This is a genomic window from Leptolyngbya sp. NIES-2104, from assembly GCF_001485215.1.
Lineage (GTDB): Bacteria > Cyanobacteriota > Cyanobacteriia > Leptolyngbyales > Leptolyngbyaceae > Leptolyngbya.
Genome location: NZ_BBWW01000001.1, coordinates 2,131,340 through 2,143,981, shown reverse-complemented (window position 1 = coordinate 2,143,981; position 12,642 = coordinate 2,131,340). Strand labels below are relative to the sequence as shown.

Below are 12,642 nucleotides of genomic sequence, written 5' to 3'. Positions count from 1 at the left end.
AAACCGCAGCTATACAGACAAAGTGACTAATACCGAGTCCATCTGTGGCATTCACAGATAGATTTGGTATAAGCTGATCTTTGGTACGTTAAACATAGTGTTGTACGGAAAACCATGATGACGGCGATAGTAACTCAACCGAATTGGCAAGCGATCGCACGAGAGTTTGAGGCAGTCGTGGGAAAATCCGGCGTTGTGCGGAAGCGCGAAGAATTGTTGGTGTACGAATGTGATGGGTTGACGAGCTATCGAGAACGCCCCGAACTCGTGGTGTTGCCCCGAACGACCGAACAAGTGGCGGCAGTCGTGAAAATTTGCGATCGCCATCTCGTTCCTTTTGTCGCTCGTGGTTCAGGCACCGGATTATCGGGCGGCGCGTTACCGATTCAGAATTGCGTTTTGATCGTCACGTCGCTGATGCGGAAGATTCTCAAGGTCGATTTGGAAAATCAGCGGGTGGTGGTTCAGCCTGGGGTGATCAATAGCTGGGTCACTCAAACGGTCAGCGGGGCAGGATTTTACTACGCGCCTGATCCGTCGAGTCAGATTATTTGTTCGATCGGTGGCAATGTTGCTGAAAATTCGGGCGGGGTGCATTGTCTGAAATATGGCGTGACAACAAATCACGTTTTGGGCGTGAAAATTGTCACCCCGGATGGCTCGATCGTGGAATTGGGCGGCGATCTGCCTGAAATGCCAGGATATGATTTGACTGGAGTGTTTGTTGGCTCTGAAGGAACACTAGGAATCGCGACGGAAATCACGCTGAAAATTCTCAAAACTCCTGAATCGATTCGCGTTCTCTTAGCCGACTTCACCAGTGTAGAAGCCGCAGGTGCGACCGTTTCCGACATCATCAGTGCGGGCATCATTCCGGGCGGCATGGAAATGATGGATAACATGAGCATTAATGCGGTCGAAGATGTCGTCGCAACCGGGTGCTATCCGCGAGATGCAACGGCAATTTTGCTGGTTGAAGTCGATGGTTTAGAAGTTGAAGCCGAAGTCAATAGTCAGCGAGTCGCAGAAATTTGTCGCAAGAATGGGGCGCGAAATGTCACAGTTGCGACCGAAGCCGATGAACGCTTGACGATTTGGAAAGGTCGGAAGGCGGCATTTGCGGCGATGGGTAAGATGAGTCCTGATTACTATGTGCAGGATGGGGTGATTCCGCGCACCAAACTCGAATATGTGTTGAGTGAGATTGAAGCCCTCGGAGAAAAACACGGCTACAAAGTGGCGAATGTATTTCATGCGGGAGACGGAAATTTACATCCGCTAATTCTGTACGATAATGCGGTTCCGGGTGCATTAGAGCAGGTTGAAGAACTCGGTGGCGAAATTCTTAAGCTGTGTGTGAAAGTCGGCGGTAGTATTTCTGGAGAACATGGCATCGGAGCCGATAAGCGGTGTTACATGCCGGAAATGTTTACGCCTGCGGATTTAGACACGATGCAATGGGTAAGAGAAGCCTTTGATCCGAAGGGAATCGCCAATCCAACGAAGCTGTTTCCGACTCCTCGGACTTGTGGAGAAGCAGCAAAAGCATCTGGACAAAAGACGTTTGAAAACGTCGATCGCTTTTAGCATTTACAATGGAAAATGTGATGTATTGCGGATTGTGTCATGCAGGTCGCTTCTTCGATCGAGACAGTTCCCGGACAGTATTGGAACTGGCGCAACGAGTCGGTTTACTATGTGCGAATGGGTGAGCGAAGTCAGCAGCAGCGCCCGCCGTTGTTGTTGATTCATGGGTTTGGAGCTTCGACCGATCACTGGCGCAAGAATGTGATTGGTCTGAGTTCGGAGTTTGAAGTTTGGGCGATCGACTTACTTGGATTTGGTCGATCGGCAAAACCGGATTGGAAATACAGCGGGGATCTTTGGCGCGATCAGATTCATGATTTTATTGCTGAAGTGATCGGTGCGCCTGCGGTGATTGCGGGGAATTCGCTGGGTGGCTATGTCGCGCTATGTGTGGCTTCTCAGCGTCCCGAATCGGCAGCGGGTTTGATTTTGATTAATAGTGCAGGTCCGTTTACCGATATTCAAGGCACCACGAAACCTGATCCGATTCGTCAAGTGATGGGAAATTTGGTGATGGCTTTGTTTCATCAGGATTGGGCGAGTTGGCTGTTGTTTCAGTATGTGCGGCAAAAATCGGTGATTCGGAACACGCTGCAAAAGGTGTATCTCGATCAAAGTGCAATTAGCGATCGCTTAATCGAAGAAATTCAGCGTCCGGCATTTGATCCGGGAGCAGATAAGGTGTTTGCTTCGGTGTTTCGGACTCCTCAAGGGGAAAAGGTCGATGTGTTGTTGGGACAGTTGACCCGACCCTTGTTAATGCTTTGGGGTGAAGGTGATCCGTGGATTAATGCGCGGGAGCGGGGTGCAAAGTTCCGTAGCTATCACCCACAATTGACGGAATATTATCTCAACGCGGGGCATTGTCCGCATGACGAAATTCCCGATCGGGTCAATCAATTGATTCGCGATTGGGTGTTGGAACACGCAGTGAATTAAGCGGGTATGAGCTGCTGCTCTCGATTGAGGCTTGAAAGGTAGAGTTTCGAGATCAGCGGTTCAAAGTTTGGGGTTCGCGATCGCGCTTCTAATCAACCTCAGTTCAACAAGTCTTTCCGCTTCGATTCTGTCTCGCCCCGGAATGAAATTCGGGGCTAATCGTGCGAAGCCCACTAAAGGGGGCTAAAGACGCATGAAGTTAAGGCTTGCAGTCCTGAAGGGACTTCGCACTGTCAGCCCCGAATTCTATTCCGGAGCAAGTAAACAACGGAGCGAAAGAATCCATCGAACTGACGTTAATTCGTCAATCTAACTGTTCTTAAATACTTTCAACGAAGCTGAGATCCTAAACGTCGAGCAAACCTAACGTTCAGGATCTCAGCTTCAAACAAAATCTAGCAGTTATTCCACAGTCACACTCTTCGCCAAATTTCGGGGCTGATCCACATCTAGCCCGCGTCGTGCCGCAATGTGATACGCCAACAATTGCAGCGGAATCACCGTCAAGATTGGCGACAGAATTTCATCCACATGAGGAACCGGAATCAACGTATCAAACGTATCGGCTGCTTCTTGTTCGTCCATTGGAGTCACTCCGATCAGTCGGGCATCCCGCGCTCGTGCTTCTTGAGCATTCGATAGCACTTTCTCAAACACTAATCCGGGCATCGCGATCGTCACCACCGGAACTTTGGCATCTAAAAGCGCGATCGGTCCGTGTTTCATTTCGCCTGCGGGATAGCCTTCTGCGTGAATGTAGCTGATTTCTTTGAGTTTCAGTGCACCTTCGAGTGCGATCGGGAAATTAATTCCCCGACCCAAGAAGATGAAATCCTGCGTTTCGGCAAAGTCGTGAGCGAGTTCTTCGATGTAGCGTTCTTGGCTTTCGAGGATGATTTCGATCTGTGCGGGAAGCTGGCGCAATCCGTCGAGCAATTGTTCGATCGCGCTTGGATCTTTCGATTGGCGGCGGAAGGTCAGATCGATCGCTAACGCGTAAAACGCCATCACTTGAGCCACAAAGGTTTTAGTCGCAGCAACACCGATTTCAATCCCTGCATGAGTTTCGATGATGTTCGGAACGAGATGACCCAGCGAACTTTCGAGACGGTTCGTAATGCCAAGTAATCGAGCTTCTAGACCTATGCTGAGCGTCGATCGACGATCTTTTTCCATCGCCAAAGCTGCCAGCGTATCAGCCGTTTCACCGGATTGAGTTACGCCGATCGTCAATGTGTTTGGAGTCAGCGGCGATGCAGAATAGCGATACTCAGAAGCGTAATGCACTGAGGTCGGAATACCCGCTAATTGTTCAAGCAAGTATTTGCCGACTAATCCTGCGTGCCAACTGGTTCCACAAGCAATGATTTGAATCTGTTGGAGGTCATTCAAAATGCTGTTAGGCAATCCGAGCTTGACTGGAGATTGCTCGTTTGAAGCGTCCCATTCAGTGTCGAAATACGCTTCTAGACAAGCTCGAACCACTCCAGGCTGTTCGTAAATTTCCTTCAGCATGTAGTGTTTGAAGCCCTGCTTCTCGACCATCACCGGATTCACATCTAAGGTGCGGGGCTTCTTTTTTAATCGTTGTCCTTCAAAGCTGTAGATTTCAACGCCGATCGGGGTCATTCTCGCGAGTTCGCCGTTGTCCAGATTCAACACCGCACGAGTGTAGGGAATCAGTGCGGGTGTGTCTGAGGCACAGTAAAATTCACCTTGTCCAAAGCCGAGAACGACGGGAGCCTGTTGACGAGCGACGATTAATTCATCGGCATAATCGGCACAAATGACTGCGATCGCGAATGCGCCTTCTAATCGTTTCACGACCGATCGCACCGCTTCGAGTAAGGGAAATTCAGCCGCGAGTTCCGCTTTGCTCAATTCTTCTGCGATCAAATGGGGAATCACTTCGGTGTCAGTATCCGATCGAAATTCACAGCCGCGACTTTTTAATTCCTCACGCAGTTCGCGATAGTTCTCGATGATACCATTTTGAATTACAGCGATTCGCTGCTTCATATCCATGTGCGGATGAGCATTGTATTCTTCGGGTTTGCCGTGAGTTGCCCAGCGAGTGTGTGCGATTCCGGTACGGGCGGGATTTGTTTCGCCTGCGAGTTTTTCTTCGAGATTGTAGAGTTTGCCTTTTGCGCGGACACAGTGAATTTCACCATTGAGAATCGTGGCAATTCCGGCAGAATCGTATCCCCGATATTCCAACTTCCGTAGCCCTTCGAGGAGAATTCCACTAGCTTCTTGGGTGCCGATATAGCCAACAATTCCGCACATAGCTCACTCCTTAACTGAGGATTGTTACCCCGATAATTTAGCCTGAGTTTGGTTAAGATACCAGATACACATCAGACATTTCGCGATACTTTGCAACCAATTTACGATCGCTGTAATAATTGTTTCACGGTGTCTAAATACTCCGGAGCGATCGAGGGCGCAGTGTTCGGAGTCGGATCAATCACGAAATCACCAATGGTTTCGATCGCTCGTTCATTAATCGAGTCGATCAATAATTCCGGCATGGTTAAGTTCGCTTCGGCAATTTGCTTCAGGGTAGGATTGGGATTCGATTGATGGGCGATCGCGTTTAAGGCTTCAAATTCCGGTTGCTGCAATTGGTTGAAAAAGATTTTCCATTCTGAGTACGCTTCAGCTTCCGCATCGGGTTCGAGTTCACGGCGAAGGGTGGACAGTTCTTGATCGAGTGATTCTTTTTGGTGGCGACGCTCTAGGATTTGCTGTTCGAGTTGACCGAGTTCGCCTTGGAGTGAAGAAATTTGGGTTTGGAGATTCTCGATCGCGCCTTGGAGAGATTTGGAACTGCTTTCGACTTGTTGGCGTTTCGGTTCTGCGGATTCGAGGAATTGACTTAATTCACTGCGATATTTTTCTAGTTCTTTAACTTTTGGCTGGAGCGTTGTTAATTGCACTTCTAATTGTTGTCGCTGTGATAATAACGCATTCACTTCTTTTGTGAGTTCAGCTTTTTGGCTCTGCTGTTCTGCGAGTTGTGCCTGAAATTGATTCAATTGGGCTTGTGTGGTTTTTAATCCCAGTTCTGCTCGTTGTTTTGCGGTTAGCGTTGCTGAGAGTGATTTATTTAATTCGGCTTCTTTTTGTTCGAGTTCTTGTAACTTCGTTTGCAGCGCGTAAATTTGATTGGCTGGAGATGCCTGCGGTGAGGTGATATTCCAGCTTAATTCTTCTTTTTGCTGCCAGAGATTCGCGCTTTGGACTTGGAGATTTCGGAGTTGAGTTTGGAGAGAATTGAGGCTGTTGGAAATGCGATCGCGTTCTTGCGTGATCAAAACTAACGATTCGTACGCCTCAGCCCGTTTTTGTTTGAGCGATCGAATATGTCCGGTGAGTTCTTCCGATCGACGATACAACGCCTGTCGATGCTGATTTTCTGAGAACGCTGCTCCGACTAAACTCGCAAATAAAGTTACGGCACCACTAATGAGCGATCGCCCAAAATCTCGCGTGATCAGTAAACTAATCGCAAAACTCACACTGAACGCAACGAGACTCAGCATTAAACGGCTTTTGAACATAACACGATCACGCGGAAGGGCTGTGACTGACCATTTTATCTAAGACTCGTAAAATCAGAACCGCGATCGCAGTTGTGCCAATCAAAATCAACCAGTATCCGCTGGCAATCGATCGCGACTGATCCAATGCCCAACCCCCGATCGGCGGTCCGATAAAGTATCCCAACGCCCAACACTGAGAATTCACCGCGAGATAAACGCCGCGAACCGATTCGGGCGCAATATCGACCACGAACGATGCGGCGGAGGGCATATACGTCACGATTCCCAACGCCAACATTGCAAAAGTCGCGATCGCCCATCCATGATGCACCGTTCCAGTCAGCCAAACGCATCCAAATGCTACCGCCCAAAACCCGGCTGAAATCATTAAGACCTGAGTGCGTCTCATGCGATTTATTAATTTCGCGATCGGTAATTGCGTCAACACCGAAAGCGTCAGATAGCCCGTGTAAAAGAGGCTAATCGTTCCCGGTTCAAAGCCTTTCTCACCCGTCACGCGGACAAAGTTCGTGAGATACAGCGGCAAAGTACTATCGATTTGCACAATGTACGTCGTGAACATCGTATTGACGATCGCGAAAATCATCAATCGTCGATCGTTCAGCGCAATTTTCCAGCCGCTCCATTGAGATTGAGAACTCATTGATCGATTCGTTTCTTTGATGAGAAAGTAAATCACTCCCAAGAACACCAGAAACGAAATACCATCGACGACAAATAGAGCGCGATACAATCCAGTCGTGCTGATTAGCAATCCACCGAGAACGACTCCGATTCCTAGCCCCAAAGCATCGGATAACCGCGTAATCGAATAGGCTTCATTGCGCTGTTCTGGTGTGGTGAGGTCAGCGACAACTGCTTCAGTGGCGGGCCAATAGATTCCTGTCCCCAATCCCATCAAGAGATTGCCAATCACAAAGGTTGGGAAATTGTACGCGATCGCTAACGCAAAAGATGCGATCGCGCTAATCATTGCCGAGAGTAACAGCGTTCTTCTGCGTCCCCAAAACTTAGAATCTGAGAACGATCCGCCCAGTGCCCGACCGATCACGCCCGAAATCGATGCACTTCCGATGCCGACTCCGACCGCAGTTGCCGACAATCCCACCTGATTCACAAAGAAAATCGGTGCATAGAACAAGGTGAATCCAGTGCCAACCTGAGATAACAACCGCCCGAATGCTAATAACCAAACTTGATGCTGAAGACGCGGCAGAAACCCCATGAAATCCCAACTCTTTTAGTCCTGTTGGTTAGTGTAGGGGATTTTAGAGAAGGTTTGAAAAGTATGGAGAGTCCTTTCGCTCTCGTTGTGCTCCCGCCCTGAAATGAATTTCGGGCTAACCGACGAAAGTCCATTGAAATGGACTAAGAGCTTGGAACTCGTTCGGAGTCTACTTTAGTAGACTTTCCACCATTAGCCCGAAATTCATTTCAGGGCGGGCTGTGGTAACGAACGACGCTCTTTAACCATCCTCTCAGGGTCTTCACTGTATCAATTCGCGACCTAGTAGCACCAAGTGAATCAGCAGTTCGATATACTTACGCCAGCGACATCTATCATCAGGGGTTGTAGCGATCGTGCTTCAGCCGCATTCTACTCTCAAAAAGACTTATATGCCCCGCGCTCTCGACCGTTCAACCCTTCTCGAAACCGGACAAGCCAAACTCTGGTTCTTATTAATCGGTGTGAATCGCTACAAAGATCCCGATCTTCCCTCGCTGCATTACTGCGCGATCGATTGTCAGGGACTTTCTGAAGCTCTGATCGATGCGACACAAGCCTTTCCAAATCGATCAATGCAAATTCGCCACGATTTTGGAGTGCCTGCGACTTTGAGCCAGGTGCGCGATAGTTTAATGTCGATCGTTCAATCAGCGCAACCTTCAGATACTGTCTTCATCTACTTTTCGGGTCATAGCTCCCTAGATTCCAACACTCGCCAACCGATTCTTTGTTTAACCGACACTCAGACATCAGACTTACTCAATACCGGGCTGAGTGTAACTGAACTTTTAGAACAGTTAAATCGTTGTACAGCGACTCAACAAATCTTATGTTTGGATGCTTGCCACAGCCAAGAAGCTCCCACCGTTCAGCTAACGAGAGCACTGAGAGAATACGCGGCACAACATTCAGATTTTTCTGCGTTACTCTCTTGTGATCAAACCCAACAAGCCTGGGAGTTTCCAGAACTAGGGCATGGTGTGTTTACTTATTGCTTGATGCAGGGATTGAGAGGAGCCGCAGCAGACAAAACCGGAGCGATCGACACTGAGCGATTGTACAAATACGTTTATCACCAAACACTAAAGTACATTGATAAGCACAATCAACAAGTTCGATTGATCAATCACCAGTTAAGACAACGAAACGAAATAGAGCTTCAATCTGAGTATTCCTTGCAGACTCCAAAGCGAGTCGGAGCAAAACCGCTAATTGTCGGTGTGAAACCGATGTCGATCGCGATCCCTTCTCGACAAGCAATTATTCTAGATACCTTTCCACATCACAAGTTAACGCTGCAACTGAGTCAACTTCTTCGATCTGGATTCGAGTTAGCTTATCATTCCGACGATTGGGAAACCGTACGATCGAGCATTCAATCTAAGCTACAAACTCCTGAAGCGACCACGGTTTTACTGTATCTACGGGCGAAAGTTGGAACTACCGCAGAAGGCGAACCCTGTGTGATTTTGGGAACCGAGAGAATTTCTCGATCGTGGTTGCGTCATGCTCTGCGGCACTGTACAATTCCGCATCAGATCATCATTCTCGATTGTCCGGGTGCAAGCGATCTCTCTGATTGGCTTGAAGAGTTGCAGCGAGAGGAGGGACAGTGTTTGATCGCGGCGGCTTCTCCTCGGAATGATGGTGAATTGTTTGCGCGATCGCTGGTTGAAACCTTGCAGAAAGTCGATCGACGATCGAGCTATTCGATCGCCACCTGGATCACTCAGATTCGATTCGCGATCGCAGGAAAAGTCGCGCTCCATGCTTGGCTCTCCGGGTCACAGCAAGTGATCGAACTCTTTTCGGGTCAGCAACCATCTCACCCTAAATCAAAGACTGGTATGTGCCCTTATCGCGGCTTGCAAGCGTTTACAGAAGAAGATGCAGCGTTCTTTTACGGACGAGAGGCGCTAACTCATCAGCTTTTACAGGCAGTTCAGAAGTATGCTTGCGTGGCGGTGATTGGTGCCTCTGGGAGTGGAAAGTCTTCGCTTGTACAAGCGGGATTGATGGCGCAATTGCGACAAGGAAAGCGCGTTCTTGGGAGTGAAGATTGGTGGATGGGACGAATGTGTCCGGGAAGTCTACCGTTTGAGGCGCTTTCGTATTGTTTGGCAGGTTCAGAACAAGAACAGATTGAAGGCTTGGTTTACCAGGGAACTGAAGGATTGGTGCAATGGTTACGAACGCGATCGGAACCGATGGTGTTACTTGTGATTGATCAGTTTGAGGAACTATTCACGCTGTGTTCAGAACCCGTTCGGCAAGATTTTCTCAATATTATTCTTGAAGTTCTGGAATATACAAACGATCGCTTTAAGTTAGTTCTGACACTAAGAGCCGATTCGGTTGCAGCAGGTTTGGAAATTCCGCAGCTAGCGGCGATTCTTCAGCGATCGAGTATTCTAGTTCCACCCGGATTGAGCGATGAAGAATACTACGATGTGATTGTGCGACCTGCGGAACAAGTCGGAATCGATGTCGAGCCAGGACTAGTCGAGGTGTTGCTGCAAGAACTCGACCGAACTCCGAGTGATCTACCCATCTTAGAATTTGTTCTACAGCAGCTTTGGGAACACCGTCAAAAAGATGTGTTAACGCTTGAAAGTTACTGGTCACAAATTGGCGGATTGCAAGGGGCATTAGAGAATCGAGCACAAGCTATTTTCCATGAGCTTGAACCCGATGAGCAACGGTGCGCCCGACGGATCTTTTTATCCCTGATTCAAATCGGAGAAGGCACCGAACACACGCGCCGCAGAGTGTTGAGATCAGACCTCTCTCGCTATCCTCAAGAATTAATCGATCGAACATTACAATCTCTCAGTGCTGCAAAGCTCATCACAATCAATGATGAACGAATCGAGCTTGCTCACGAAGTTCTAATTCGATATTGGTCAACATTACGCTGGTGGATTGATGATCATCGCAAACAGTTGAAAGTTCAACAGTCGATCGATCAATCCGCGGTCGAGTGGAAAAAAAGCAATCGTTCCCCAGAATTGCTGCTACGAGGAATGCAACTCGCAGAAGCTGAAGAACTATACGCGAAGTCCGACGATGAACTATCCCAAAATACTGAAGCTCTAATTCAATCGAGTCTAGATGCACGTCAAGGCGATCGGATTACTCTAAAACGTCATCTCAGACGCGCTCAACACACGATCGCATCGATTGGGGCGATCGCGCTTGCGGCATTTGGTCTTGGAGCTTTTGCCGTATGGAATCAGCGCAATGCTCAAGTTCGAGAAATTCAAGCACTTTCGACCTCATCTGAAGCATTGTTGAATTCCAATCGGCAATTAGAATCTTTAACCACCGCAATCAAAGCAGGAAGACAGTTACAGCAACTTGATCAGCCTTGGAATTCGATTCCAATTGATGTGAGAACAAGCGCGATCGCATCTCTACAGCAATCTTTCTCACGCACTCAAGAAGCCAATCGGCTCAGCGGTCACACTCAAGCGGTGAATGATGTTCGCATGAGTTCTGACGGTCAACTGATCGCAACCGTCGGCAATGATAACTTAGTTAAGCTTTGGAATCGAGAAGGGCAATTGATTCGAGATTTAACTGGACATAGCGATCGCGTTCTTGCCGTTGCCTTTAGTCCTGACAATCAACGCATTGCAACTTCTAGCGCTGATAAAACGATTAAGTTTTGGAATCGAGACGGAGCATTGATTCAAACCCTTAGCGGTCATGAAGATTGGGTCACTGCGATTCAGTTTAGTTCAGACAATCGATCGCTGATTTCTAGCAGCAGAGATAGCACGATCAAGCTGTGGAATTTAGAGAAGTTCAAAGAAGTTCAGACATGGCGAGGACACAAAGGATGGGTAAATAGTGTGAGCTTCGGACAAGGGAATGAATTCGTTTCCGCTGGTGAAGATGGCACTGTAAAATTTTGGCGAACGGATCGATCAAATGCTCTCAAAAGCTTCACCGTTCACAAAGAGGGTGTAACCAGTGTGGTGATCGCTCCGAATGGTCAATCGTTCCTCACGAGCGGAGACAATGCTGCAAAGCTTTGGACGCTTAATGGCAAAGAGATTGCTGCGTTTGAAGGACATCGCGATCGCGTGAATACCGCAAGTTATAGCCCGGATGGAAAAACGATCGCAACCGGATCAGTCGATCGAACGATTCGACTTTGGAACCTCAAAGGTGAACTACTCGAAACCATTCAGGGGCACGAAGGAACGATCACCCACATTAGTTTTAGTCCGGCTGGCACTCAACTCTTAAGCGCTAGTACTGATAAAACGGCTCGAATCTGGCAGGTCAATCCTGTACCTCGATTGAACACGGGATTTTCAGCAATGAGTGTGAGTGCAGATGGAAGAATTATTGCGATCGCGGCTCCAGACAATACAATCCAACTGCAAAACAGCACTGATTTTCTACTGCTCACAGGTCACACGGCTCCCATTACCCAAGTTCAAATCAGTCCTGATGATTCCTTACTCATTTCTGCTAGTGCCGATAAAACCATTCGACTCTGGAACATCAGCACCGGGGAATTGATTAGAACTATTGCCGGACACAATGAGCGCGTCACGGCTCTCAGCTTCAGTCCCGATCGAGAAAGTTTCGCTTCCGCCAGCACCGATCGCACGATCAAAATCTGGAGCATCGAAGGAGACTTACGCACCATCTTGCAAGGACATACTAATGAAGTCACAACGATCGCTTACAGTTCAACGGGACAACTCGCTTCAGGCAGTGCTGATAACACTGTGCGACTGTGGGATATCGATCGCAGAACTTCCACAATTTTAGGAAAGCACAACGGAATTGTTTCAGCCCTCGCTTTTAGTCCAGATGGAAAAACTCTCGCTTCTGCCAGTCGAGATAGCACCATCCAGCTTTGGTCAGTCGAGGATGCCAAACTGCGTCGAACATTAACCGGACACAGTAGCAGTGTAAATACGCTGAGCTTTAATCAAGATGGATCAGTACTAGCATCCGGTAGCGATGACACTTCAATTCGACTCTGGAATCCTGAAACGGGCGATCCAGTCGCAGCCCTCGTTGGAACTCAAGATCGTGTGGTGAGTGTTGTATTTCAGCCTGATGAACTTTTAAGCACAAGCGATCGATTAGGATTAACCCGCTGGAATCTAAACTTGAATAGCTTGATTGATCAAAGCTGCGATCGCGCTCGATTTTATCTGCGATCGCAATCCTCGAACCTTTGCAATTGATATGAACGAACTCACTTCTTTTCTAATCGGTGTCAGTATTTTGATTTTGTATCTAATTTTCTCAGCATTCACCGAAATGGGAACTAAGAATCCGTGGAAGAATGAC

At 48.1% G+C, this 12,642-nt stretch carries 6 protein-coding genes; 3 read left to right on the top strand and 3 right to left on the bottom strand.

Translation table 11 applies throughout. The features are described 5' to 3' along the window. Positions 1 to 114: 114 nt before the first annotated feature. Positions 115 to 1,587 carry a glycolate oxidase subunit GlcD gene (glcD, locus tag NIES2104_RS09900; protein ID WP_058998065.1) on the top strand — a complete coding sequence of 491 codons (1,473 nt, stop codon included), beginning with the start codon at positions 115 to 117 and terminating at the stop codon, positions 1,585 to 1,587. 39 nt (positions 1,588 to 1,626) lie between these two features. Further along, complete coding sequence (locus NIES2104_RS09895) at positions 1,627 to 2,526, top strand: alpha/beta fold hydrolase (protein WP_058998064.1); 900 nt, start codon at positions 1,627 to 1,629, stop codon at positions 2,524 to 2,526. 402 nt (positions 2,527 to 2,928) lie between these two features. Here the strand turns inward: NIES2104_RS09895 and glmS are convergent, their stop codons facing one another. The 3 genes from glmS to NIES2104_RS09880 all read right to left on the bottom strand — a co-directional run bounded on the left by glmS (position 2,929) and on the right by NIES2104_RS09880 (position 7,320). Further along, positions 2,929 to 4,815, bottom strand: coding sequence for a glutamine--fructose-6-phosphate transaminase (isomerizing) (gene glmS / locus NIES2104_RS09890; protein WP_058998063.1), 1,887 nt, complete (start codon positions 4,813 to 4,815; stop codon positions 2,929 to 2,931). A 101-nt stretch (positions 4,816 to 4,916) separates the two neighbouring features. Then, positions 4,917 to 6,074 carry a hypothetical protein gene (locus tag NIES2104_RS09885; protein WP_058998062.1) on the bottom strand — a complete coding sequence of 386 codons (1,158 nt, stop codon included), beginning with the start codon at positions 6,072 to 6,074 and terminating at the stop codon, positions 4,917 to 4,919. Between the two features lie 25 nt (positions 6,075 to 6,099). Further along, positions 6,100 to 7,320, bottom strand: coding sequence for an MFS transporter (locus tag NIES2104_RS09880; RefSeq protein ID WP_058998061.1), 1,221 nt, complete (start codon positions 7,318 to 7,320; stop codon positions 6,100 to 6,102). Positions 7,321 to 7,712: 392 nt separating this feature from the next. Between NIES2104_RS09880 and NIES2104_RS09875 the strand changes: the two genes are divergently transcribed. Next, the gene (locus tag NIES2104_RS09875) at positions 7,713 to 12,536 is read left to right on the top strand and encodes a caspase family protein (protein ID WP_058998060.1); all 4,824 of its coding nucleotides are present in this window, start codon (positions 7,713 to 7,715) and stop codon (positions 12,534 to 12,536) included. The last annotated feature ends 106 nt before the right edge of the window (positions 12,537 to 12,642 follow it).